The 24606-nt window shown below is 69.3% G+C and carries 24 protein-coding genes and 1 tRNA gene; 9 read left to right on the forward strand and 16 right to left on the reverse strand.

Going from position 1 to position 24606, the window contains the following annotated elements; genetic code table 11:
- Window positions 1-40: 40 nt before the first annotated feature.
- Both FS769_RS04660 and FS769_RS04665 read right to left on the reverse strand, forming a co-directional pair.
- Window positions 41-529 carry an SRPBCC family protein gene (locus FS769_RS04660; protein ID WP_144829987.1) on the reverse strand — a complete coding sequence of 163 codons (489 nt, stop codon included), beginning with the start codon at window positions 527-529 and terminating at the stop codon, window positions 41-43.
- A 65-nt stretch (window positions 530-594) separates the two neighbouring features.
- Window positions 595-810 carry a hypothetical protein gene (locus tag FS769_RS04665; RefSeq protein ID WP_144829990.1) on the reverse strand — a complete coding sequence of 72 codons (216 nt, stop codon included), beginning with the start codon at window positions 808-810 and terminating at the stop codon, window positions 595-597.
- A gap of 336 nt (window positions 811-1146) precedes the next feature.
- Between FS769_RS04665 and FS769_RS04670 the strand changes: the two genes are divergently transcribed.
- From FS769_RS04670 to FS769_RS04680, 3 genes are read left to right on the forward strand one after another with little or no spacing between them, the layout of a single operon-like run.
- Entirely contained in the window at window positions 1147-2052 is a 906-nt protein-coding gene (locus FS769_RS04670) for an ABC transporter substrate-binding protein (protein WP_186325421.1), read from the forward strand.
- Between the two features lie 55 nt (window positions 2053-2107).
- Window positions 2108-3034, forward strand: a complete 927-nt coding sequence (locus tag FS769_RS04675; protein ID WP_396652411.1) for an amino acid ABC transporter permease — start codon at window positions 2108-2110, stop codon at window positions 3032-3034.
- 38 nt (window positions 3035-3072) lie between these two features.
- Window positions 3073-3825 carry an amino acid ABC transporter ATP-binding protein gene (locus tag FS769_RS04680; protein ID WP_144831906.1) on the forward strand — a complete coding sequence of 251 codons (753 nt, stop codon included), beginning with the start codon at window positions 3073-3075 and terminating at the stop codon, window positions 3823-3825.
- Between the two features lie 51 nt (window positions 3826-3876).
- Here the strand turns inward: FS769_RS04680 and FS769_RS04685 are convergent.
- Window positions 3877-3966, reverse strand: a tRNA-Ser gene (locus tag FS769_RS04685).
- A gap of 125 nt (window positions 3967-4091) precedes the next feature.
- Here FS769_RS04685 and FS769_RS04690 point away from each other — a divergent pair.
- Both FS769_RS04690 and radA read left to right on the forward strand, forming a co-directional pair.
- Window positions 4092-5045 carry an L-lactate dehydrogenase gene (locus FS769_RS04690; protein WP_144829996.1) on the forward strand — a complete coding sequence of 318 codons (954 nt, stop codon included), beginning with the start codon at window positions 4092-4094 and terminating at the stop codon, window positions 5043-5045.
- 115 nt (window positions 5046-5160) lie between these two features.
- Complete coding sequence (gene radA / locus FS769_RS04695; protein WP_144829999.1) at window positions 5161-6528, forward strand: DNA repair protein RadA; 1368 nt, start codon at window positions 5161-5163, stop codon at window positions 6526-6528.
- A gap of 341 nt (window positions 6529-6869) precedes the next feature.
- On the opposite strand, the gene FS769_RS04700 is transcribed toward radA, so the two are convergent.
- From FS769_RS04700 to FS769_RS04725, 6 genes are all read right to left on the reverse strand, one after another.
- Window positions 6870-7280 carry a dehydrogenase gene (locus tag FS769_RS04700; protein WP_144830002.1) on the reverse strand — a complete coding sequence of 137 codons (411 nt, stop codon included), beginning with the start codon at window positions 7278-7280 and terminating at the stop codon, window positions 6870-6872.
- Window positions 7281-7570: 290 nt separating this feature from the next.
- The gene (locus FS769_RS04705) at window positions 7571-8287 is read right to left on the reverse strand and encodes a FadR/GntR family transcriptional regulator (protein ID WP_144830005.1); all 717 of its coding nucleotides are present in this window, start codon (window positions 8285-8287) and stop codon (window positions 7571-7573) included.
- A gap of 23 nt (window positions 8288-8310) precedes the next feature.
- Window positions 8311-9090 (reverse strand): 3-oxoacyl-ACP reductase, encoded by a 780-nt coding sequence (locus tag FS769_RS04710; protein WP_144830008.1) that lies wholly within the window; start codon window positions 9088-9090, stop codon window positions 8311-8313.
- 45 nt (window positions 9091-9135) lie between these two features.
- Complete coding sequence (locus FS769_RS04715) at window positions 9136-10491, reverse strand: aldehyde dehydrogenase (RefSeq protein WP_144830011.1); 1356 nt, start codon at window positions 10489-10491, stop codon at window positions 9136-9138.
- The gene (locus FS769_RS04720) at window positions 10488-11264 is read right to left on the reverse strand and encodes a gamma-glutamyl-gamma-aminobutyrate hydrolase family protein (RefSeq protein WP_144830014.1); all 777 of its coding nucleotides are present in this window, start codon (window positions 11262-11264) and stop codon (window positions 10488-10490) included. Before FS769_RS04720 ends, FS769_RS04715 begins: the two co-directional genes overlap by 4 nt.
- Complete coding sequence (locus FS769_RS04725; RefSeq protein WP_144830017.1) at window positions 11245-12600, reverse strand: glutamine synthetase family protein; 1356 nt, start codon at window positions 12598-12600, stop codon at window positions 11245-11247. The genes FS769_RS04720 and FS769_RS04725 overlap by 20 nt, the downstream gene beginning before the upstream one ends.
- Before the next feature lie 146 nt (window positions 12601-12746).
- Between FS769_RS04725 and FS769_RS04730 the strand changes: the two genes are divergently transcribed.
- Window positions 12747-14285: an amino acid permease gene (locus tag FS769_RS04730; RefSeq protein WP_144830020.1), complete on the forward strand. Its 1539-nt coding sequence runs from the start codon at window positions 12747-12749 to the stop codon at window positions 14283-14285.
- A 54-nt stretch (window positions 14286-14339) separates the two neighbouring features.
- Here FS769_RS04730 and FS769_RS04735 read toward each other — a convergent pair whose 3' ends face one another.
- The 3 genes from FS769_RS04735 to FS769_RS04745 form a co-directional block, all read right to left on the reverse strand.
- Window positions 14340-14996, reverse strand: a complete 657-nt coding sequence (locus FS769_RS04735; RefSeq protein WP_186325422.1) for a hypothetical protein — start codon at window positions 14994-14996, stop codon at window positions 14340-14342.
- 46 nt (window positions 14997-15042) lie between these two features.
- Window positions 15043-15552, reverse strand: a complete 510-nt coding sequence (locus FS769_RS04740) for an amino-acid N-acetyltransferase (protein WP_144830023.1) — start codon at window positions 15550-15552, stop codon at window positions 15043-15045.
- Window positions 15553-15623: 71 nt separating this feature from the next.
- Window positions 15624-18149 carry an ATP-dependent Clp protease ATP-binding subunit gene (locus FS769_RS04745; RefSeq protein ID WP_144830026.1) on the reverse strand — a complete coding sequence of 842 codons (2526 nt, stop codon included), beginning with the start codon at window positions 18147-18149 and terminating at the stop codon, window positions 15624-15626.
- Window positions 18150-18339: 190 nt separating this feature from the next.
- Between FS769_RS04745 and FS769_RS04750 the strand changes: the two genes are divergently transcribed.
- Together FS769_RS04750 and FS769_RS04755 are read left to right on the forward strand one after the other, a co-directional pair.
- Complete coding sequence (locus FS769_RS04750) at window positions 18340-18963, forward strand: hypothetical protein (protein ID WP_144830030.1); 624 nt, start codon at window positions 18340-18342, stop codon at window positions 18961-18963.
- The gene (locus tag FS769_RS04755) at window positions 18960-19196 is read left to right on the forward strand and encodes a helix-turn-helix transcriptional regulator (protein WP_144830033.1); all 237 of its coding nucleotides are present in this window, start codon (window positions 18960-18962) and stop codon (window positions 19194-19196) included. The genes FS769_RS04750 and FS769_RS04755 overlap by 4 nt, the downstream gene beginning before the upstream one ends.
- Before the next feature lie 36 nt (window positions 19197-19232).
- Here the strand turns inward: FS769_RS04755 and FS769_RS04760 are convergent, their stop codons facing one another.
- From FS769_RS04760 to FS769_RS04770, 3 genes are all read right to left on the reverse strand, one after another.
- Window positions 19233-19964 (reverse strand): hypothetical protein, encoded by a 732-nt coding sequence (locus FS769_RS04760; protein ID WP_144830036.1) that lies wholly within the window; start codon window positions 19962-19964, stop codon window positions 19233-19235.
- Window positions 19965-20076: 112 nt separating this feature from the next.
- Entirely contained in the window at window positions 20077-21543 is a 1467-nt protein-coding gene (cls, locus tag FS769_RS04765) for a cardiolipin synthase (protein WP_144830039.1), read from the reverse strand.
- Window positions 21544-21607: 64 nt separating this feature from the next.
- Complete coding sequence (locus tag FS769_RS04770) at window positions 21608-21805, reverse strand: hypothetical protein (RefSeq protein WP_144830042.1); 198 nt, start codon at window positions 21803-21805, stop codon at window positions 21608-21610.
- Window positions 21806-21939: 134 nt separating this feature from the next.
- Between FS769_RS04770 and FS769_RS04775 the strand changes: the two genes are divergently transcribed.
- Window positions 21940-23097: a DUF4192 family protein gene (locus tag FS769_RS04775; protein WP_144830046.1), complete on the forward strand. Its 1158-nt coding sequence runs from the start codon at window positions 21940-21942 to the stop codon at window positions 23095-23097.
- On the opposite strand, the gene lysS is transcribed toward FS769_RS04775, so the two are convergent.
- A complete protein-coding gene (gene lysS / locus FS769_RS04780) occupies window positions 23048-24568 on the reverse strand; it encodes a lysine--tRNA ligase (RefSeq protein ID WP_144830049.1) in 1521 nt (506 codons plus the stop codon). The two genes, FS769_RS04775 and lysS, sit on opposite strands and share 50 nt — an antisense overlap.
- Between the last annotated feature and the right edge of the window lie 38 nt (window positions 24569-24606).

Here is a 24606-nt window from a genome sequence, read left to right on the forward strand (position 1 = left end):
AGCGCGAAGCGGGTGAAGACGACGCGAGCGCGGCGGCGCTTCAGGCGGGTGACGGGCGCGCAGCCGCCAGCACGAGCGGGTCGCTGCATCCTCGCGCGAAGCCTCGGATGCGCCGATCCATGTCGCGCTGGAGCAGTAACGTGCCGATCCGTTCAGCGAGCGGCGCCAGCCACCGGGGGCGGCACGCGAAGTTGTACCGCCAGACCGCGAGCGTGCTGCCGGGGTCGTCGGCGACGGGCGTGAACTTCCACCCGCCCGCGAGACGCTCGAAGAACCACGACCCCTTCGTCATCTTCATGCCGACGTTCGACGGCGGGTTGTAGGAGACGTATTCGCTCTCCATCCGGAAGCCGAAACGCTGCACGGTGTATGTCAGCACGCCCTTCCCCGGGGCGGTCGCGCCGTCGACGAAGTACTGGCGTCGGATGAACGGATCCCATCGCTTGCGGATCTCGCCGGTGGTCTGCGAGACGGCGAACGCCGTGCGCGCATCGACCGGGACGACACAGCGGGACTCGATGACGGGCATGGACTCATCGTGGCAGGCCGCAGGCGGGTGAGGATGGGGCTGGGCGCGGCTGCCTGGGGGGCGACTCAGCTTCTGCCGGCTCTGACGACGATGGCGGTGCCGTAGGCGGCGATGGCGAGCCCAGCGATGATCATCACGGGTCCGTAGACGCCGGCGGGAATCTGCAACCGTCCAACGAGGTCGTCGTCGTCCACGAACGCGGTGACAGCGCCGCCGCCGATAGCCACGACGACGCCCATCACGAGAAAGAACCATCCGACTCGTGGGGGATTTCTCTCCATCCGGGAATGGTGTCGGGTCAAGCACCCGCGGCGCAACCCGTTCGTCGCGGGTCGGGGAGCGCGCCTGTGGTGGTGTATCTCGAATCCCCGTAAGCGCTCATTCGGCGGGCGGTTCGCCCAAAAAGCTCCCGCGGGCATGGGCGGAAATCGCCGATTCGAAGCCGGATCCGCACAGAAGGGAGATACGAAATGCGTGGGTAACAACGCCCTCGATAACGTCGGCGCGCGGTCTCGCTGGCGCACCGGATGAGGGCCACTCGTCACCTCGTCGCCGGCGCCGACGGCACTCCCGTAGGTCGCACACGGCCACCGTCCACGCGAAGAGGAACAGACACGATGCGCACTTCACGAATCGTCCCTGCAGCAGCACTTTCAGCGATCGCCGCCCTGGCGCTGGCGGGGTGCGTCGACAACTCGGCCGCCCAGAATGGCGGGTCGCCGTCGAGCTCCCCGTCCATCCAGGTGACGAAAGACGACGCCCTCGCCGCGGCCCTCCCCGAGGCCGTCCGCTCCTCCGGGAAGCTCGTCATCGGGATGGACGACACCTATCCGCCGAACGAGTTCAAGGACGCCGCGGGCAACCCCGTCGGCTGGGAGGTCGACCTGGCCAACGCGATCGGGTCCAAGCTCGGAGTGAAGGCCGACTTCGCGATCGCGAAGTTCGACAACATCATCCCCTCCGTGACGGGAGGAAAGGATGACTTCGGCATGTCGTCCTTCACCGACACGACCGAGCGCGAGCAGCAGGTCGACTTCGTCAACTACTACTCCGCGGGCATCCTGTGGGCGTCCGCAGCGGGTAAGACGGTCGATCCGAACAACGCCTGCGGCCTGAAGGTCGCTGTTCAGACGGCCACCTACGAAGACACCGACGAGGTCCCGGCCAAGTCCGCCGCGTGCACGCAGGCGGGTAAGCCGGCCATCGAGGTCCTCCGCTACGACACGCAGGACGACGCCACCAACGCGGTCATCCTCGGCAAAGCCGACGCTCTCAGCGCGGACTCCCCCGTGACCCTCTACGCGATCTCGAAGACCGACGGCAAACTGCAGGCGGCCGGCGAGACCTTCGACGTCGCTCCCTACGGCCTCGCCGTGGCCAAGGGCTCGACGCTCACGCCGACCCTGCAGAAGACGGTGCAGGCGCTCATCGACGACGGCACCTACCGAGCGATCCTGGACCAGTGGGGCGTCTCGGACGGCGCCGTCACCACCGCCGAGGTCAACGCGGCATCGAAGGGCTGACCCCGTGTCACGAGCTCGCTCGAGCCGGTCGGGGGCGGGGACCATCCCGCCCCCGATCGGCGCTCCCGTCACCGAGTCGCTTCCGATCGTCAGGCTCAGGCACCCGTGGCGAGCGGTCTTCGCCGTCGTGCTCGTGCTCGCACTCGCGGGGTTCGTCGTCGATGCCGCCCAGCGCAGCGCTTACGGCTGGGAGTACGTCGGCACCTACGTCTTCGACAAACGCATCAGCGCCGCAGCCTTGGTCACCCTGCAACTCACCGTCTACTCGATGGCCATCGGCGTGGTCCTGGGACTGGCGCTGGCGGTGATGCGACTGTCTCCGAACCCCGTCGTGAAGTCGGTGGCGTGGCTGTACCTGTGGGTCTTCCGCGGGACCCCGGTGTACGTGCAGTTGGTGTTCTGGGGCTTGTTCTCACTGATCTATCCCCAGATCGTCCTCGGCGTTCCGTGGACGGACCTGCACATCGCTCTCGACCTCGCGTTCATGCAGAATGCGTTCCTCATCGCCGTCCTCGGATTGGCCCTGAATGAAGCCGCGTACATGGCGGAGATCGTGCGCGCCGGATTGCTCTCGGTGGACGACGGCCAAGAGGAGGCCGCGACAGCCCTCGGGATGTCATGGTGGCACTCGATGACCCGCATCGTGATCCCGCAGGCGATGCGCGTGATCATTCCGCCCACCGGCAACGAGGTCGTCTCCATGCTGAAGACCACGTCGCTCGTGGCCGCGATCCCCCTGACCACCGATCTCTACGGGGTCGCCCGCGACATCTCCGCCGTGACCTACACCCCGGTGCCGCTGCTCATCGTGGCGTCGCTGTGGTACCTCCTGTTCACGTCCGTCCTGATGATCGGGCAGCACTTCCTCGAGAAGCGCTTCTCCCGCGGAACCGGTCCGCGGCGACCGCAGAACCACCGACGCGCGCGGACCCTCGCCCTCTCCGCGGCCGCGAACGCACGTCACGACGGAGGCGACGAGTGAGCGATATCGGCGCCGTATCCGCGGCCGAGACCGCACCCCTGGTCGTCGCCGAGCACGTTTCGAAGAGCTTCGGAGCACACAGGGTCCTGGAGGACATCTCGCTCTCCGTCGACCCGGGCGAGGTGCTGTGCATCATCGGCCCCTCCGGGTCGGGCAAGTCGACGTTGCTGCGCTGCATCAACCACCTGGAGCGTGTGGACGCGGGGAGGATCACGTTCGACGGTTCCGTCGTCGGCTATCGCCAGCAGAACGACCGGCTGTACGAGATGAAGCCGCGGGAGGTCGCCAGGCAGCGCCGCGAGATCGGAATGGTCTTCCAGCGCTTCAATCTCTTCCCGCACATGACCGCCCTCGAGAACATCATCGAAGCACCCGTCCGCGTCAAGCGCGTCCCGAAAGCCCGAGCGGTGGAGGCGGCGAAGGAGATGCTGGTCAGAGTCGGTCTGCACGACAAGGGCGACCATCATCCCTCGCAGCTGTCGGGCGGCCAGCAACAGCGGGTCGCCATCGCCCGAGCGTTGGCCATGGAGCCCAAGCTCATGCTCTTCGACGAGCCCACGTCAGCGCTCGATCCGGAGCTGGTGGGCGAGGTGCTCGACGTGATGAAGGGTCTCGCGCGCTCCGGCATGACGATGATCGTGGTCACGCACGAGATGGGCTTCGCGCGCGAGGTCGCGGACACGCTGGTCTTCATGGACGGCGGGGTCGTGGTGGAGTCCGGAGACCCCCGTGAGGTTCTCTCGAACCCGCAGCACGAGAGAACGCGCGCTTTCCTGTCGAAGGTGCTGTGACCGAGGAAACGACGAAGGCCCCGCATCCGTGAGGATTCGGGGCCTTCGTGGTGGCGGTGACGGTGGGATTTGAACCCACGGTAGGGGTGAACCTACACAACATTTCGAGTGTTGCACCTTCGGCCGCTCGGACACGTCACCGCCGACTAGCTTACGACACTCTCCGGGATGCCGCGAATCGGCGCGGGAGCGGGGCTCGACCCCCGTTCGTCCACCGTCGAACGATGCCACTGGAAGCGGTTCCCGACCGCTGCCAGGATCGAGCCATGAGTGTGATCGAGAACTCGAAGCTGACGGTCGTGGGAGCAGGCAGCGTGGGGGCCAGCGTCGCCTACGCCGCCCTCATCCGCGGGTCAGCGCGGCACGTCGCCCTGTACGACATCGCCGCCGAGAAGGTCGAGGCCGAGGTGCTCGACCTGGCCCACGGCACGCAGTTCACCGGGTCGAGCGACATCACCGGCGGGGCCGACGTCTCGGTCGCCGAGGGGTCGCACGTCGTCGTCATCACCGCCGGCGCGAAGCAGAACCCCGGTCAGACGCGCACCGAACTGGCCGCCACGAACGCCCGCATCATCGGCGACATGATGCCGAAGCTCCTCGAGGTCGCCCCGAACGCCGTGTACGTCATCGTCACGAACCCGTGCGACGTGCTGACCGTGCTCGCCCAGCAGTCGACCGGGCTCCCGGCATCCCGCATCTTCGCCTCCGGAACCGTGCTCGACACCTCGCGCCTGCGGTGGAAGATCGCCCAGCGCGCCGGGGTCGCGACCTCCAGCGTCCACGCCTGGATCGTCGGCGAGCACGGCGACACGGAGTTCCCTCTGTGGTCGACGGCGACGATCGGTTCGGTTCCCATCACCCAGTTCGAGCTGCCCGACGGCACCCGCTTCGACAAGGCCGAGCTCGACGCGATCGCCGTCGACGTGCGCGACGCCGCGTACAAGGTCATCAAGGGCAAGGGCGCGACCAACTACGCCATCGGCCTCTCCAGCGCCCGCATCGTCGAGGCCGTCCTGCGTGACGAGCACGCGATCCTGCCTGTCAGCACGGTGCTCGACGACTTCCACGGCATCAGCGGCACGGCGTTGTCGGTCCCCTCGATCGTCTCCGCGCGCGGCGCCGTGCCCCTGGCGGCGACGCCGTTCTCGGCCGACGAACTGACGCTCCTGCGCCGCTCCGCCGACGCGCTGACGACCGTCGCCGAGTCGCTGCGCGTCTGATTCCGCGCACCCCCTCCCGTCGACCCCGCACGCCCATGCGTGCGAAGAGGGGCAGATCCCGGATGCCATGACCCCGGCGACGAGCGATGTCGGAGGCCCCGCGTAGCCTGAGCACATGGCATCCCGACGTCCCGCTGCAGCCCCCGCGCCCTACCGGTGCACCGAGTGCGGATGGACGACGGTGAAGTGGGTCGGACGCTGCGGCGAGTGCCAGTCGTGGGGAACCGTCGTCGAGGCGGCGGAGCAGACGGGGATCGTGCGTTCCATCACGCCGGTCACCCCGGGAGCCGGTCGCGTCGCGCGCCGCATCACCGAGATCGACACGCAAGACGCCCCGCGCCGCACGAGCGGGGTCGGCGAGTTCGACCGCGTGCTGGGCGGCGGCATCGTCCCCGGCGCCGCCATCCTGCTCAGCGGCGAGCCGGGCGTGGGCAAGTCGACGCTGCTGCTCGAGGTGGCCGCCCAGAGCGCCCGCGCGGGTCGCCGCGTGCTCTACGCGAGCGGTGAAGAATCCGCGGCACAGGTGCGCCTGCGTGCCGAACGCACCGGCGCCCTGCACGACGAGCTCTTCCTCGCGGCCGAGACCGATCTCGCCACGATCCTGGGCCACATCGACCAGGTCGAGCCGGGCCTGCTCATCGTCGACTCGGTGCAGACGGTCTCGTCGGCGCACAGCGACGGTGCCGCCGGGCAGCCCGCGCAGGTGCGCGAGGTGGCATCCGCCCTCATCCGTGTCGCGAAAGAGCGCGGCCTGCCGATCATCCTGGTCGGCCACGTCACCAAAGACGGCTCGATCGCCGGCCCCCGCATCCTCGAGCACCTCGTCGACGTCGTCTGCCACTTCGAGGGCGACCGCCAGACCTCACTGCGCTTCGTCCGCGCCCTGAAGAACCGCTTCGGGCCGACCGACGAGGTCGGCTGCTTCGACATGACCGGCACCGGCATCGCCGAGGTCGCCGACCCCAGCGCCCTGTTCCTCGGTCACGGCGAGCCCGAACCCGGCACGTGCGTCACCATCGCGATGGAGGGTCGGCGGGCCCTGCCCGTCGAGATCCAGGCCCTGGCGGTGCGCCAGACCGCGCCGAACCCTCGCCGCATCGTCAACGGCGTCGACTCTTCGCGCGTGGCGATGGTGCTCGCGGTGCTCGAGAGCCGCATGGGGCTGACGCTCTCCGACCGCGACGTCTACGTCTCGACCGTCGGCGGAGTGCGCCTGGTCGAACCCGCCGCCGACCTCGCCATCGCGATCGCCGTCGCCAACGCCGTGAAGAACCGCAAGGTGTCGAAGCGTCTCGCCGCGATCGGCGAACTCACCCTCACGGGCGAGATCCGCAACGTCACCCAGGCCGCCCAGCGGGCGTCCGAAGCGAAGCGCCTCGGGTACCACACGGTGCTCGACTCCTCGTCGCGCAAGCTGGCGCAGGCCCTCAACGAGCTGCAGGTGCGCGGAATGCCCCGCGACGACAGCGAACCGGGGTTCTGACGCGGGTCCGGCTTCGAAGGCCGACCGGGCGAGGACACCGCGGTCGCGCGTCGACTCGAACGGAAGGCGCCGACGCGCTGGCCGACCAGAGAGTCGGGCCCGGTTCAGCGACCGGGAGGAGCCGACCGGCGACGGCGGTGCGGGGAGGTCATCCCCAGCACGGCGGGGATGACAAGTCCGGCGGCGCACACGGCACCGGCGATCAGGTACTCCATAGCCCGAGTCTTGCACGCGCGGGTCACCCGCGCGAGTTGCGTCCTTCACCCGCGAACCTTCACCTCGCCGTCCTGCGTCATGCACCCCGTCGAGATTCGCAGACGGTCGACAGACCGTCCCGCGGCTCAGGCGTCGAGCGCGGCGATCAAGTCGGCGGGCGATGCCTGGATCGGGTGCGGCCCGGCGATGTCGATGAACACCGTCGTGATGGCATCCTGATGCGTTCCGAGGAAGGTGCGCAGCCACTGCGGTGACTGCAGAGCCACGTGCGGCGGCAGCGTCTCGGGCTTGTGCGCGGCGTCGCTGAACAGCAGCAGCGCCAGCTGGCCGGTGTTCGGGTCGCGGTAGGTCCACACCTCGCCGACGCTGAGCGGGTTGTCGGCGTCGCCCGGGGTCATCAGCGGCACGACAGTCGGTCCGTGGCGGAGCGCGAAAGCGATCGCGGCCATGTCCTGCGTCTGCAGGGCGTCGCTGAGCGCGGTGTTCTTGAAGTCCACGTCGAGCTTCTTCCCCTTGCGCTTCTTGCCTGCGGCCATCCTCCGAGCCTAATCGGGCTCGGCGCCGCGACCACATCGAGGGTTCGGGGCGCATTCCGTCGTTCGGGGCGGACAATTCTCGCCCCAACGTGCAGAACCCGCCCCAAACCGCACCTCACGGACGCCCGCAGCCGCGGCCCCGCGCCGCTGGACCCCACGGTCGGCGCCGCGACCACATCGCCGGTTCGGGGCGCATCCCGTCGTTCGGGGCGGATAATTCTCGCCCCAACGTGCAGAACCCGCACCAAACCGCACCTGGCCCACCGCAGAGGTCCGCCCCGCGCGACCGTCTACGCCAAGAACCCCCGCAGCAGCGCCTCCGACCCGGCGAGGTGGTCGCGCATGGCCGCGTGGGCGGCATCCGGTCGTCCCGCGAGGATCGCCGACACGATCGCCGCATGCTGCGAGGTCGAATGGTCGATGTTGCGCGGCAGCAGCGGAAAGGTGTCGAGCCAGGCGTTCACGCGCGCGCGATTGTCGGCGACGAGGGGAACGAGCGACGGGATGCCGGCGAGCTCGGCGATCGTCAGGTGCAGCAGCGTGTCGAGTCGGCGGTAGTCCGCTCCCCCGGCGACGGCGGCGGCTTCATGCCGCGCCCACAGCACGTCGCGTTCGTCGGCGGAGAGGGAGCGACCCGCCGCCGCCCACGCGGCGCCCGGCTCGAGCACTCCGCGCAGGGCGATCACGTCCGACAGCTCGGCGGGTGACACGACCGCCGGCTCCGACGGCCTCGGCACGGGGTCGACGACGAAGGTCCCGCCGTAGCGCCCGCGTCGCGTCTCGAGCCAACCGGCATCCGACAGTTCCCGCAGAGCCTCGCGCACGGTGTCGCGACTGACGCCGTAGAGGGCGGCGAGCTCGCGCTCGGCGGGCAGCGACTCCCCCGGCGCGACGAGTCCGAGTCGCACGGTCTGCACGATGCGCGCCGTGGTGTCTTCGAGCGCGTTGCCGGTGCGAACGGGCCGGTAGACGGCCCGTCGCAGGTCGTCCAGGGGCGCCTCGCTCACCCTCTCAGCCTGTCACGTCGGGTTCAGAGCGGGGTCACGTAGGCGTTGGTGATACCGCCGTCGACCACGAACGCCGTGGCGGTGATGAAGGACGCGTCGTCGGATGCCAAGAAGGCCACGGCCGCGGCCATCTCTTCCGGCTCCGCGAACCGGCCCATCGGTACGTGCACCAGGCGGCGCTGCGCGCGCTCGGGGTCTTTCGCGAAGAGCTCCTGCAGGAGCGGGGTGTTGACGGGTCCGGGGCACAGCGCGTTGACCCGGATGCCCTGTCGCGCGAACTGCACACCGAGCTCGCGCGTCATCGCGAGCACGCCGCCCTTCGACGCGGTGTACGAGATCTGCGAGGTGGCCGAGCCCAGCAGCGCGACGAACGAGGCGGTGTTGATGATCGACCCGCGACCGGCCGGCACCATGTGGCGCAGCGCCGCGCGCGAGCAGAGGTACACGCTCTTGAGGTTGACGTCCTGCACCTTGTCCCACGCGGGCAGCTCGGTCGTCTCGATCGAGTCGTCGTCGGCGGGCGAGATGCCGGCGTTGTTGAAGGCGATGTCGACGCTGCCGAGGTCGGCGGCCACGCCGTCGAAGAGAGCGTTCACGGAGTCCTCGTCGGCGACGTTCACCTGACGGAAGACGCCGTCGACCGAGGCGGCCGCCGCGGTGCCGGTGGTCCCGTCGAGGTCGGCGATCACGACGCGGGCGCCTTCGGCGGCGAAGCGACGGGCGGTGGCGAGGCCGATGCCGCTCGCGCCCCCCGTGACGATGGCGACGCGATCGCGCAGACGCTGGGTGAGGTCGATGGTCATGAGCTGTGGTTCCTTACGCGTGGGACGGGGTTGGGAGAGGGGCGGTCACTCGGTGGCGTAGAAGACGTTCTTCGTCTCGGTGAAGTGCTCGGCGGCATCCGGACCCAGTTCGCGACCGAGGCCCGAGGCCTTCATTCCGCCGAACGGGGTGGAGTAGCGCACCGACGAGTGGGAGTTCACCGACAGCACCCCGCTGCGCACCCCACGGGACACCCGGATGCCGCGCCCCAGGTTCTCCGTCCAGATCGAGCCCGCGAGGCCGTAGGCGGTGTCGTTGGCGAGGCGAATGGCATCCGCCTCGTCGTCGAACGGCAGCACGGCCAGCACGGGGCCGAACACCTCGTCGCGGGCGATGCGGTCGCCCGGCTGGGCGAGCACCACGGCGGGGGCGAACCAGAATCCGTCGCCCTCGGGGGCCGACCCGCGGAACGCGACCTCGGCGCCGTCGAGGAAGCCCTGGACGCTCGAGCGGTGGGATGCCGAGATCAGGGGCCCCATCTGTGTCGCCTCGTCGTGGGGATCGCCGACCTTCCAGGCCGCGACCGCCGGCTCGAGCATCTCGAGGAATCGGTCGAAGACGCTGCGCTCGACCAAGAGGCGACTGCGCGCGCAGCAGTCCTGGCCGGCGTTGTCGAACACCGAGCCGGGCACGCCAGCCGCGGCCTTCTCGAGGTCGGCGTCGGCGAAGACGATGTTCGCGCTCTTGCCGCCGAGCTCGAGGGTCACGGGCTTGAGCAGCTGGGCGCACCCGGCCGCCACCTCGGTGCCGACCTCGGTCGATCCGGTGAAGACGACCTTGTGCACGTCGGGGTGGGTCACGAAGCGCTGGCCGACGACCGAGCCCGATCCGACGACGACGCGGAACAGCCCCTCCGGGAGCCCTGCCTCGATCGCCAGCTCGCCGAGACGAACGGCGGTGAGCGGGGTGAGCTCGGCCGGCTTCAGCACGACGGCGTTGCCCGCGGCGAGCGCGGGAGCGAAGCCCCACGCGGCGATCGTCATGGGGAAGTTCCACGGCACGATGATGCCGACGACGCCGTAGGGCTCGTGATAGGTCACATCGAGTCCGCCGGCGACCGGGATCTGCGACCCGATCAGGCGCTCGGGAGAACCGGCGTAGTAGTTGAGCACCTGGGCGACGTGCTGGGCCTCCCATCGGGCCGAGCCGATCGGGTGTCCGGAGTTGCGCACCTCGAGAGCGGCGAGCTCGTCGACGTGCTGTTCGACGACGCGCGCGAACGAGCGGAGCGCATCGGCGCGGGCGACGGGGGCGAGGGCCGCCCACGAGCGCTGCGCGCGGACGGCGTCGGCGACGGCGGCGTCCACCTCGGCGACGTCGGCGCGCTCGAGCGTGGTGATCGGCTTTGCGGTCGACGGATCGGTGACGGTGAAGGAACTCATGCGGTGGCTTTCTGGTGTTCAGGGGAACGGGCGGCCCGGTGCCGGGCTGCGGCGGCGACGAGTCCGAGGAAGAGTCGCCGGTCCTCGGCGTTCTCTTCCGGATGCCACTGCACGGCGACCAGATAGTCGTCGCCGTCGACTTCGACGGCCTGCACGAGCCCGTCGTCGGTGCGCGCGGTGACGTGCAGGCCGTCGGCGACGCGGTCGACGCCCTGGTGGTGGTAGCTGTGGACGGTGAGGGGTCCGGCGCCGACGAGGCCGGCGAGCCGGGTGTCGGCCTCGACCTCCACGACGTTCTCGGCGAAGACGCCGCCGCCGATGCGGTACCGCTCGGTGCCGAGCGCCTCGGGCAGGTGCTGGTGCAGCGTGCCGCCCATGGCCACGTTGATGAGCTGGAGTCCGCGGCAGATGCCGAAGACCGGGATGCCGCGCTCCCGCGCCCCCGCGAGCAGCGCGATCTCCCACGCGTCGCGGTCGGCGCGGGCGGGGTCGGTCGTGGGGTGGCGCTCGGCGCCGTAGAGCTCGGGCTGCACGTCGAGGCCGCCGGTGAGGATCAGCCCGTCGAGCCCGTCGAGCACCGCCGCGGCGGCCTGCTCGGACCGCGGCTGCGGCGGCAGCAGCACCGCGGTGGCGCCCGAGGCGGTCACGGCGTCGAAGTACTGCTGGGGCAGGAACGAGGCGCGCACGTCCCAGACTCCCTGTTTCGCGCGCTCGAGGTAGGTGGTGAGCCCCACGACGGGGGTCCTGCTCGGATCAGAGGCGCTCGAAACCACGCACCCGCTCCCAATCGGTCACGGCGGCGTCGTAGGCCTCGACCTCGATACGCGCCTGGTTCAGGTAGTGCTCGACGACCTCGTCGCCGAAGGCGGCGCGGGCGATCGTCGATTCGGAGAAGAGCTTCGCGGCGTCGCGCAGGGTCGTGGGCAGCGTGTCCACGCCCGCCGCGTACGCGTTGCCGGTGAGCGGTTCGGGCAGCTCGAGCTCGTTCTCGATGCCGTACAGGCCCCCCGCGATGATCGCCGAGATCGCAAGGTACGGATTCACGTCTCCCCCGGGCACGCGGTTCTCCACGCGCAGCGATGAGCCGCGACCGACGACGCGCAGTGCGCACGTGCGGTTGTCGACACCCCAGGCGACGCCGGTCGGCGCGAAGGACCCCTTGGCGTAGCGCTTGTAGGAGTTGATGGTGGGGGCGTACAGCAGCGTGAACTCGCGGAGGGTCGCGAGGATGCCGGCGATCCAGTGCTGCATCAGGGGGCTGAACCCGTGCTCCTCGTCGCCCGCCATGACGGCCGCGCCGTCGTCGCCACGCACCGAGAGGTGGATGTGGCAGCTGTTGCCCTCGCGCTCGTTGAACTTGGCCATGAATGTGAGCGACTTGCCGTGGCGGTCGGCGATCTCCTTCGCGCCGTTCTTGTAGATCGTGTGGTTGTCGGCGGTCTCGAGTGCCTCGGCGTAGCGGAACGCGATCTCCTGCTGGCCGAAGTTGCACTCCCCCTTCACGCCCTCGCAGTACATGCCGGCGCCGTCCATGCCGACGCGGATGTCGCGCAGCAGCGGCTCGAGCCGGGTGGTGGCGAGCAGGTTGTAGTCGACGTTGTAGTCGGTCGAGGGCGTCAGGTGCGTGTACCCCTTGGCCCAGGCGTCGCGGAACGAGTCGTCGAAGACGATGAACTCGAGCTCCGTGCCGGCGTAGGCGGTCAGGCCGCGTTCGGCCAGCCGCTCGCGCTGGGCGTTCAGGATGCCGCGGGGCGACTGCACCACGCGCGCGCGGTCCTCCCAGGCGAGGTCGGCCATCACCAGCGCGGTTCCGGGCTGCCAGGGCACGCGTCGCAGGGTGTCGAGGTCGGGCACGAGGAGCATGTCGCCGTAGCCCTTGTCCCAGCTCGACATCGCATAGCCGTCGACGGTGTTGAGGTCGACGTCGACCGAGAGCAGGTAGTTGCACGCTTCGGCACCGTGGCCCTGCACCTCGTCGCGCCAGAACCGCGCGGCGACGCGCTTGCCGACGAGGCGGCCCTGCGCGTCGGGGAAGGCGACGACGACCGTGTCGATCTCTCCCGCATCGATCGCGGCATCCAGCTCCGCGGTGGTGAGATTGCCCGCCATGGTGTCCCTCTCGCCTCATCGACGCCCTCCCGAGCGGAGGACGTAACGAGGAACTTACACGCCAAAGGTAGACAGGTCGACCAATAGAAGGCCATGATCTTCCGCAAAGGCGAGCCCGAAGCCTGCCCGATACGTCTGGAGGCCCTATGTCCACCTCGAGCCACTCACGAAAAAAGGTCGCCGGAGCCACCTATACAGCGACCGACGCCACCTACTTCGAGAAACGCACCCTGAAACGCTCCGCCGGCGTGTGGGGGCTGTGGGGCCTCGCGGTCGCCGCCGTCATCTCGGGCGACTTTTCCGGCTGGAACTTCGGCATCGGCTTCGCCGGCTTCGGAGGCATGCTGATCGCCTTCGTCATCCTCGTGATCATGTACTACGGCCTCACCTTCTCGATCGGCGAGATGGCGGCGGCCATGCCGCACACCGGCGGCGCCTACTCGTTCGCCCGGTCGGCGATGGGCCCCTGGGGCGGCCTCGCGACCGGCCTCGCCGAGACCATCGAGTACGTCGCCACCACCGCGGTGGTGGTCTACTTCTCGGGCCAGTACGCCGACTCGGCCCTCGAGCTCCTCACCGGCGTGAGCCTTCCCGCGTTCGTGTGGTGGATCATCCTCTACGCCCTGTTCATCGCGCTCAACGCGGCGGGCGCCAACATCTCGTTCGGGTTCGCGATCGTCGTATCGATCATCTCGATCGGCATCATCGTGGTCTTCGGGATCATGGCGCTGGCATCGGGGGCCTTCGACTGGGCTTCCCTGTGGAATCAAACCCCCGAGCCCGGCAACACGGAGTTCCTCCCCTTCGGCGTCGGATCGATCCTGCTCGCCCTCCCCTTCGCGATGTGGTTCTTCCTCGGGATCGAGGAGCTCCCCCTCGCCGCGGAGGAGTCGCACGACCCGGCCCGCGACATCCCGCGCGCCGGCCTCTGGGCGCGCGGCACGCTCATCGTCACGGGCCTCATCGTGCTCTTCCTCAACACCGGCGTACTCGGGGCCGACGCGACCGGCGAATCGGTCGAACCGCTGCTCGACGGCTTCCGCGCGATGGTCGGCGATCAGGCCGCAGCGCTCCTGTCCATGCTCGCCCTCGTGGGCCTGCTCGCGTCGCTGATGGGCATCATGTTCGCCTACGGCCGCAACATGTACTCGCTCTCGCGCGCCGGGTACTACCCGCGGTGGCTCTCGCTCACCGGAAAGCGCAAGACCCCGTGGGTGGCCCTCGTCTTCGGCGCGGTCCTCGGTTTCATCGCCCTCGTGGTGGTCCAGGCCGCGGGAGGCGACACCAGCCCGGCCGGCGCGATCGTGCTGAACATCGCCGTGTGGGGCGCGGTGCTGGCGTACTTCCTGCAGATGGTCTCGTTCATCGTGCTCCGCCGGAAGTTCCCGAACGCCGTGCGGCCCTACAAGAGCCCGTGGGGCCTGTTCGGCGCGTACTCGGCCGCGATCATCGCCGCCGTGGTGTTCTTCGGCCTGCTGCTGAACTCCGCGTACCTGCTCGCGATCGTCGCGATCATCGCGGTCTACGCGGTGATCTTCGTGGCCTTCGCCGTGTACGGTCGGCACCGCCTCGTACTTTCGCCCGAAGAGGAGTACGCCCTGTCCGGCGGGCTGCACGGCGACCCGCAGCAGGAGGGCTACGACGCCATGGAGGGCGAGGTGTTCGGCACCGACCGACGTTCCTGAGGACAAAGACGAGGGGGCGGATGCCGCGGCATCCGCCCCCTCGTCATGCTCGGGTCAGCGCAGCACGAACGACGCCGTCCCCGTCGAGGGGATCCCGCCGATCGACACGCTCAAGTGGTAGGTCGCTCCGGCGCCGGGCGCGTACGGGCGCTCGCTCTCGCACGTGCCGACCGAGGAACGCGTGCGGTCCCAGGTCAGCGGCGCGGAGCTCGTGACGGTCTGCCCGGCCGACAGGGTGACCTCCATGTCGCTGGGCTCCGACTGGCAGTCGGTCGAACGCCACCACACGTCGGAGCCGCTGGTGACGGTGAACGACTGCGCGCTCGTACCGACGTTCATGATGCAGGGGTTCGCCGAGGTGTTGGTCAGGCGGATCGAGAGCTGAGGGTTCTCGCCCTGCGCGTACTCCGCCTTGTCCGACAGCGCCTCGACCGTGATGTCGGAGGGCGTGCACTCCACCGGTCCGGAGGGCGCCGCCGGCGTGGGCGACGGGGAGTCGGCCACCGCGGGCGCGGCGGAACTCGGCGCGACGGCGGGCGTGCTCGCGGCAGGGGTGGGCGGAGCATCGGCAGTGGGGGCGGTGCGCCACGGCGGAGCCGCGACGAGCCACACGACGAGGCCGATCACGATCAGGGCGAGAAGCCCGGCCGCGAGACGACGTCGACGGTAGACCGCCGGGGACTGCCTCCGCCTACGGGGGGCATCGGTCATGGTTCAAGGGTAGGCGCAGCAGCGAGGCGCCCCCGCCACGGCACGCTCACAGTTGCTTGAGCATGCGGGTGTTGCCCAGGGTGTTCGGCTTCACGTGCGCCAAGTCGAGGAACTCGGCCACCCCCTCGTCGGGGCTGCGCACCAGCTGCGAATACACGTCGGGGTCGACGACCTGCTCGCCGATCGGAGCGAAGCCGCGCCGTGTGAAGAAGTCGACCTCGAAGGTGAGGCAGAACAGCCGCGAGACGCCCAGCTCGCGAGCCCGCGCCTCGAGCACCTCGACGATCGCGCGCCCCACTCCGTGATGCAGCCAGTCATCGTGCACGATGAGCGTGCGGATCTCGGCGAGGTCGTCCCACATCACGTGCAGGGCACCGCAGCCGATGACCACTCCGTCGGCCTCGGCCACGACGAACTGCTGCACCGACCCGTAGAGCACGACGAGGTCTTTGCCCAGCAGGATGCGCTTCTGCACGAACGGCTCGAGCAGTTCGTGGATGCGGCGGACGTCGGCGGTTCCGGCGGGGCGGACGACGAACGGCGCGGAAGAGGTCATCCGACAAGCGTACGCCGCAACGACGAAGGGCCCGGATGCCGTGGCATCCGAGCCCTTCCTTCGCTATGCGATCAGCTGCCCGCGAGCGTGTCGGGGGTCGCGGCGATCTCGCCGGCCGTGCCGACCCCGATCGCGACCTTCTCACCGCGGGGGCTGGTCTCGAACGAGAACTGACCGTTCTCGACGCCGACCTTGACGTGATCGCCCGACTCGAGCTCGCCGTGCAGGATCTTCTCGCTGAGACGGTCCTCGACCTCGCGCTGCATGGCGCGGCGCAGGGGGCGCGCACCGAGCGTCGGGTCGAACCCGATGTCGATGAGCTTGTCCTTCGCCTCGTCCGACAGCTCGACGGTCATGTCGCGGTCGAGCAGACGGTCGGCCAGACGCTTCACGAACAGGCCGACGATCTGACGGAGCTCGTCCTTGTTCAGCTGCGGGAAGACGATGACGTCGTCGACGCGGTTGAGGAACTCGGGCTTGAAGTGACGCTTCAGCTCCTCGTCGACCTTGCCCTTCATCCGCTCGTACGAGGTCTGGGCGCTGCCCTCGACCTGGAAGCCGACGGGGCCACCGGCGATCGCCGACGAACCGAGGTTCGTCGTCATGATGATCACGGTGTTCTTGAAGTCGATGACGCGACCCTGACCATCGGTCAGGCGACCCTCTTCGAGGATCTGCAGCAGCGAGTTGAAGATGTCGGGGTGGGCCTTCTCGATCTCGTCGAAGAGAACGACCGAGAACGGCTTGCGGCGCACCTTCTCGGTGAGCTGGCCGCCCTCTTCGAATCCGACGAATCCGGGAGGGGCACCGAACAGACGCGAGACCGTGTGCTTCTCACCGAACTCCGACATGTCGAGGGAGATCAGCGCACCCTCGTCGTCGAAGAGGAACTCGGCGAGCGCCTTGGCGAGCTCGGTCTTTCCGACGCCCGTGGGGCCGGCGAAGATGAACGAGCCCGAGGGGCGCTTGGGGTCCTTGAGGCCCGCGCGCTGACGACGGATCGTGCGCGAGAGGGCCGCGATCGCCTCTTCCTGGCCGATGACCCGCTGGTGCAGGGCCTTCTCCATGAACATGAGGCGGCTGGACTCCTCCTCGGTGAGCTTGAACACCGGGATGCCGGTCGCCTGGGCGAGCACCTCGGCGATCAGACCCTCGTCGACCACCGCGTGGGAGGCGACGTCGCCCGAGCGCCACTGCTTCTCGAGGCGCAGACGCTCGGCGAGGAGCGACTTCTCCTCATCGCGCAGGGCGGCGGCCTTCTCGAAGTCCTGCTCCTCGGAGGCGAGTTCCTTCTGCTCGCGGACCTTGGCGATCTTCTCGTCGAACTCGCGCAGCTCCGGCGGGCTCGACAGGATCGACAGACGCAGGCGGGCGCCGGCCTCGTCGATCAGGTCGATCGCCTTGTCGGGCAGGAAGCGGTCGCTGATGTAGCGGTCGGCGAGGTTGGCCGCCGCGACGATCGCGCCGTCGGTGATCTGCACCTTGTGGTGCGCCTCGTACCGGTCGCGCAGACCCTTCAGGATGTTGATCGCGTGGGGCAGGCTCGGCTCGGCCACCTGGATCGGCTGGAAGCGGCGCTCGAGCGCGGCGTCCTTCTCGAAGTGCTTGCGGTACTCATCGAGCGTGGTGGCACCGATGGTCTGGAGCTCACCGCGGGCGAGGAGGGGCTTGAGGATCGACGCGGCGTCGATCGCGCCCTCGGCGGCACCCGCACCGACGAGGGTGTGGATCTCGTCGATGAAGACGATGATGTCGCCGCGCGTGCGGATCTCCTTCGTGACCTTCTTCAGTCGCTCCTCGAAGTCACCGCGGTAGCGGGATCCGGCGATGAGCGAGCCGAGGTCGAGCGAGTAGACCTGCTTGTCCTTGAGCGTCTCGGGCACGTCGCCCTTGACGATGGCCTGGGCGAGGCCTTCGACGACCGCCGTCTTTCCGACACCGGGCTCGCCGATGAGGACGGGGTTGTTCTTCGAGCGGCGCGACAGGATCTGCATCACGCGCTCGATCTCCTTCTCGCGCCCGATGACGGGGTCGAGCTTGTTGTCGCGCGCGGCCTGCGTGAGGTTGCGGCCGAACTGGTCGAGCACCGCCGAACCGCCCTGGGCGGCTCCCTGGCTCTGCTCGCCGGCACCCGAGGCGACGCCCGCGGGCTCCTTGCCCTGGTACCCCGAGAGCAACTGGATGACCTGCTGGCGCACCTTGTTCAGGTCGGCGCCGAGCTTGACGAGCACCTGTGCGGCGACGCCCTCGCCCTCGCGGATGAGACCGAGCAGGATGTGCTCGGTTCCGATGTAGTTGTGGCCCAGCTGCAGCGCTTCGCGCAGCGACAGCTCGAGCACCTTCTTCGCACGGGGCGTGAAGGGGATGTGGCCGGTCGGCTGCTGCTGCCCCTGGCCGATGATGTCCTGCACCTGCTCGCGGACGGCGTCGAGCGAGATGCCCAGCGACTCCAGCGCCTTGGCAGCAACACCCTCACCCTCGTGGATGAGGCCCAGGAGGATGTGCTCGGTTCCGATGTAGTTGTGGTTGAGCATCTTCGCCTCTTCTTGGGCGAGCACAACCACACGACGAGCACGGTCGGTGAATCTCTCGAACATCCTCAGTCCCTCCAAAAATGGGCTGACAGGCACGCCTCCGCGCGCCGTACAACGAGAGTAACCAGCGGCCGGAGGCCTGAGACCCATGTTCGCCGTGGGCATACCGTCTGCGCGGTCGACCTTGCGGAACCCATCGATAGTCGTTAGCTTATCGAAAACCGATAACAACGATCATCGATAAGGAGCGATCATGGCATCCCCCCGACCTCCCCGCGTCCTCTCCCGCAGCGACGCAGCGTCCCTCTGGTTCTTCGTCGTGGCCGGCGCCGCGATCGCCGTCTGGGCCGTCGTCCGCAGCATCGCGAACATCATCGCCGCCGCCTCGAATCAGAACGTCCGCGTCGCGGTGCCGTTCCTCGATTCGCCCGCGCAGGCCCCTCTCGGCCCCGACGGTGCGCCCGTCGCGATCGAGCTCACCGGAGGCGTGGTGACCGCGCCCTCCCTTCCTCCCGCCTCCCTGTGGTCGCTGTTCATCGCCGAGGGCCTCTTCGCCACGGTCGTGATCACCGTGGTGATCCTGCTCCTCGTCCTCACCGCCGACATCCTGCGCGGGCGCATCTTCAGTCGTCGCAACACCGCCCTGGTGTCGGCCGCGGGCATCGTCGCCCTGGTCGGCATCGCCGGGGTGCCGTTCTTCCAGAACATGGTGGCCAACGGAGCGATCGCCTGGCTCTCCGAGCGCACCTACGACCGCGGAGACGTGCAGCTGGTCGACCTGCCCTCCCTCATCGGCGTCGCCTTCGTCGCAGCCCTCGCGAGCACCGCCTTCGCGGTCGGCGACCGCCTGCAGCGCGACACCGAGGGCCTCGTATGACCCCGGCGGCGACCGACGACGGCCCCACCGGCATCCACTGCCGTCTCGACGAGCTGCTCGAGGCCCGAGGCATGACGCTGACCCGCCTCAGCGAGCTCGTCGGGGTCTCGGTGGTGAACCTGTCGGTGCTGAAGAACGACCGCGCCCGGGCGATCCGCTATTCGACGCTGTCGGCGATCTGCCGGGTGCTCGAGTGCGAGGTCGGCGACCTCCTGGTGATCGACCCGTCCTGAGTGATCATCGGTCAGCGCGAGCCGGCGGCGTCGGGGTCAGCGCGAGCCGAGGATGGCGATCGGCTCCGGGGCCTCGACACCGCCACCGGACAGCGCGACCGAGGTGACGTCGGGCCCGGCGACGCCGGTCACGTCGGCGACCGTCACACGAGGGGCGAGGTCCATCGTGCAGATCCGATCGGCGGGCGGCGTCGCGAACTGCACCGACAGCTCGGACCCTGCCGCGGTGACCGATTCGACCACCGGCGGGCAGCCGGAGCTCCCGTAAGTGAGGACGGCGAGAAGGTCGCGGCCAACCCATCCCGCGCTCGAGGTGAACTGCTCCGGGCTCGCGGAGGCCGCGGCGAGGCCGGGGAGCATCGCCGCCCCTTCGGCCGCACCGGTGACGCGCACCGCGAGTCCGGCCGTCGGATCCACTCCGGTCGGCACGCTGACGAGGGTCGCGCGCGGCGCCATGTCGCGCGTGCACGTCGTGCGCGGCGAGTCGGCCAGCAGAACCGTCAGGGTGGTCCCCTCGACGCTCGGCTCCCCCTCCACGACCGGCGGACACGACGAGCTGCCGAGCGTGACGAGGGCGATCGCGGCGCCCCCCTCGAGCCAGCCGACCTGGATCGAATCGGCGGATGCCGTGCCCCCGGCATCCGGAGTCGATGACGACGCGGGGGTCGAACCCTGCGTCGACGCGGCCGTGGCGCAGCCCGTGAGGGCACCGGCCGCGAGCAGACCGGCGCCGATCGCGGCGATGAGTGTCAGACGATGACGGGACATGAGAACCTCCGGGGCGAGTTGCGCCCATGATGGCGGAGTTTCCTGGACGGCGTCGGCGTGACGTCGGCGCGTCCGGCGGGCGGGTGCATTGATCCGGCGCGCCGGCGGGCGATCACTGCAGGGCCGAGGTGAGACGCGCGAGGTTGTCGAGGATCGTGGAGCGCAGCGGCTGACGACGCCACTCCTCGATGGTGAGCTGGCGGCTGAGACCCCGGTAGTGGTCTTCGACCGCGCGCATGTCGCGGACGAACTCCTCGCCGCGCACGAGCAGCGAGACCTCGAGGTTGAGACCGAACGATCGCATGTCCATGTTGCTCGAGCCGATGACGGCGACCTCGTCGTCGATCGTGACGCTCTTGCTGTGCAGGATGAACGGCTTCGGGTACATCCAGATGACGACACCGACGCGCAGGAGCGCCTCGTAGTAGCTGCGCTGCGCGTGGTACACCATCGCCTGATCGCCCTCCTCGGAGACGAACAGCTCCACGTGCACGCCGCGTTGGCACGCGGTCGTGATCGCGAGCAGCAGCGCCTCGTCGGGGACGAAGTAGGGGCTGACGATGATGATCTTCTGCTGGGCGGCGAAGAGCAGGCCGAGGAAGAGCTTGAGGTTGTTCTGGAAGTCGAAGCCCGGACCCGACGGCACGATCTGGCAATCGAGATCGCCCGGGCCCGACGTCACGCTGAACAGGTCGATCTCGTGGCGGAGGGTCTCGTCGGTCTCGCTGTACCAGTCGGACAGGAAGACCGCGTTGATGCTCGCGACCACGGGGCCCTGCACCCGCACCATGAGGTCGACCCAGTGCAGGCCACGGCGGATGTTCTTGCGCAGGTTGTACGAGGAATCGGTGACGTTCTGCGACCCCATGTAGGCGACGTCGCCGTCGATGACGAGCAGCTTGCGGTGGTTGCGCAGGTCGGGGCGCTGGTACCGGCCGCGCAGCGGCTGCACCGGCAGCATGAGGTGCCAGTGCGCGCCCATGGCGTCGAGACGGCGCAGCGTGCGCTTGTAGTGCGGCTTGCCGCGGTTGGCCCAGTGATCCAGCAGGACGCGCACGACCACGCCGCGCTCCGCGACCTCTTCGAGCGCCCGGAAGAAGTTGTCGGTGGAGTCGTCGGACTGCAGGATGTAGAACTCCACGTGCACGTACCGCTTCGCCTCGCGGATCGCGTCGGCCATGGCATCCAGGCTCTGCTGGTAATCCGAGATGAGGGTCGCGGCGTTGTCGCCGGCGATCGGCATGGCTCCGAGGTTGCGGTTGAGGCTCACGAGCGAGCGGAACCACTGCGGGGCGTTGGGGCGCAGCGTCCCGAACTCGAGCGAGGCGCTGGTGTCGTGGATGTACTCGTTGATGGCCGCCTGCTTGCGTCGCCGTTTGCGCGGCAGACGCGGGTTTCCGATCAGCAGGAACAGGAACACCCCGACGAACGGGATGAAGTAGATCGCCAGCAACCACGCCATGGCGGCCGTCGGGCGGCGGTTGCGCGGCACGATGATGATGGCGGCGATGCGCACCACGAGGTCGACGACGAACAGCGTGATGACGAGCCAGCTCGCGTCGAACGTGGCGTTGATCACGGATCCTCCTGGGCGGGTTGTGCACCCAGCGTAGCGACGGCCCCCGACACGGGCCGCGCCGGTGTCAGTTCGCGGGTCCGTCGCCGGTGCGCGCGACCGGCGGGAGACCGCGCTTGGCGCGCTCCTGCGCCTCGATGCGGGCGTAGGCCTTGCGCTCGGTGCGATCCATGCGGATGACGTTGCGGAGGATGAAGAAGAAGACCACCGACACCACGAGGGTCGGCAGGATCGCCCACAGCATCGCGGTCCAGGTCTCGTCCATGACTCCAGGATACCCGCGGCGCCCCGACATCCGGCCGGCTCCCCCTTCTCCCCAGGAGCGGGTTCGGCGGATTCGTCCACGATCGAGGTATCGGCCGCCGCGCGCGCCCCGCGCATCCCGGCACTCTCGTGCGCATGACCACCATCATCCCCGCGTCCACACCCGCCTCGTTCCTCTCCCTCGTCCCCCACCTGCTCGGGTGCGTTCCGCGCCGGAGCCTCGTCCTCGTGCCGTTCGCACGCGGGCGCTCGCTCGGCGCGATGCGCGTCGATCTGCCCCCGAGCAGCGACCCCACCGCCTGCGTCAGCGTGGCCTCCACCGTGATCGGCATGGCCTGCAAGGTGGCGACGGCCGACGCCGTGGCCGTCGTCGTCTACGCCGACGAGCCCCTCGCCGAGGCGGCCGCGTCGGCGCACGGCCCGCTCGTCGACGCGACCATCGCTCGAGCCGAGATCTGCGGCCTTCGCATCACCGAGGCGCTGATCGTCGGTGCCGACGGGTGGGATGATCACCGCGCGCCGTCATCGAGCGGGCCGTATCCGCTCCCGGAGATCGACGAGTCGCAGGGCGGGCTACCCGACACCCGCATCGACGACGACCAGTACGCCGCAGCCGAACTGCCCGGGGTCGACGACGACCTCAAGGAGGTCGTGGCCGAGGCGATCGACGCGATGGAGCACGTGCTCGGAACGGTCGCCGAGCGCCGCCGCCTGCCCCTCGATCGGGTCGCCGTCGCCACGGCCACCGCGTCGCTGCTGGCCGAACCGCCCCTTCTCTTCGAGGACGCGATCTCGCGCGCCCCGTCGGAGCTGACGCCGCGCGAGCTCGCCGCCGTCTCGTTCTGCCTCGAGCGCCCGTCGTTGCGCGACGTCGCCCTCATGCAGTGGGCGGGCGACATCCGCGACGGGTACGCCGTGCTCGGCGCCCAGACGGCGTACCACGCGGGCGCGGCGTTCCCCGAAGACCTCGCGCGCCCCATGTGGGGCGAGGGGGCTCACCCCGATCCGGACCGCCTGCACCGCGCGCTGGCATTGTGCCGCCTCGTCGCCGCGACCGTACCGTCACGACGACGCCCGGGGTCGCTCTCGGCGTGCGCGTGGCTCGCCTGGGCGGTGGGGCGCTCGACGCACGCCGCCACCTACGCCGAGCACGCGCTCGACATCGACAGCGCTCATGGCCTCAGCGGCATCATGCTGAGCATGATCGACGGCGGCCGCCTGCCCGAGTGGGTGTTCGAGCGACCTACTTCACGAGCGGGAACATCACCGTCTCGCGGATTCCGAGACCGGTGATCGCCATCAGCAGACGATCGATGCCCATGCCCATTCCACCGGTCGGCGGCATGCCGTGCTCGAGCGCACGCAGGAACTCCTCGTCGATGGGCATCGCCTCGTCGTCACCGCGCGCGGCGAGCTTCGCCTGCTCCACGAAGCGTTCGCGCTGGATGACGGGGTCGATGAGCTCCGAGTACCCGGTCGCGAGCTCGAAGCCGCGGACGTACAGGTCCCACTTCTCCACGACACCCGCGATCGAGCGGTGCTCGCGCACGAGCGGGCTCGTGTCGAGCGGGAAGTCCATGACGAAGGTCGGGCGGGTCAGGCCACCCTTGACGAAGTGCTCCCACAGCTCTTCGACCCACTTGCCGTGCGTCTCGTGCGGCGGCGCGTCGACTCCGGCCTCGGCACCGAGGGCGCGCAGTTCGTCGAGTGAGGTCGAGGGGGTGATCTCGTGACCGGATGCCGCAGACAGCGAGTCGTACATCGAGATGCGATCCCACTGCCCGCCCAGGTCGTACTCCGTCCCGTCGGCCCAGGTCACGGTGGTGGAGCCGGCGACCGCGATCGCGGCGTCCTGGATGAGCGTCTGGGTCAGATCGGCGATGCCGTTGTAGTCGCTGTAGGCCTGGTAGGCCTCGAGCATCGCGAACTCGGGGCTGTGCGTGGAGTCGGCACCCTCGTTGCGGAAGTTGCGGTTGATCTCGTACACGCGGTCGATGCCGCCGACGACGGCGCGCTTGAGGAACAGCTCGGGCGCGATGCGCAGGAACAGCTCGGTGTCGAACGCGTTCGAGTGAGTGGTGAACGGGCGCGCGCTCGCGCCACCGTGCTGCACCTGCAGCATGGGGGTCTCGACCTCGACGAAGTCGCGCTCGGTGAAGGTGCGGCGCAGGCTCGCGTTGACCTTGGCGCGGGCCAGAACGGTCTCGCGCGCACGGTCGCGCACGATCAGGTCGAGGAAGCGGCTGCGCACGCGGCTCTCTTCGCTCAGCTCGGTGTGCAGGTTCGGAAGGGGCAGCACGGCCTTGGCCGCGATGCTCCACTCGGCGACCATGATCGACAGCTCGCCGCGACGGCTCGAGATCACCTCGCCCGAGATGAAGACGTGGTCGCCGAGGTCGACGAGCTCCTTCCACGCCTGCAACGACTCCTCACCCACGCTGGCGAGCGACACCATCGCCTGGATGCGGCTGCCGTCGCCGGCCTGCAGCGAGGCGAAGCAGAGCTTTCCGGTGTTGCGGCTGAACACGACGCGACCCGCGACGCCGGCGGTCTCGCCGGTCTCGGCCCCCGCCTCGAGATCGCCGAAGCGCGCGCGCAGTTCGGGGATGGTCGTGGTGATCGGAACACCGACCGGGTACGGCCCACCCGCGGCATCCGTGCGCTCGGCGAGCAGACGCTCGCGCTTGGCCAGGCGTACCGCCTTCTGTTCGAAGACCTCGTCTTCGGTCGGTTCGGCGGCGTCGTTCGCGGGCGCGTCGGTCATCAGAAAGGCTCCTCGGGGTCTGCTCCAGTCTATTCGCC

Source organism: Microbacterium sp. BH-3-3-3 (assembly GCF_007679045.1).
GTDB classification, from domain to species: Bacteria; Actinomycetota; Actinomycetes; order Actinomycetales; family Microbacteriaceae; genus Microbacterium; species Microbacterium algihabitans.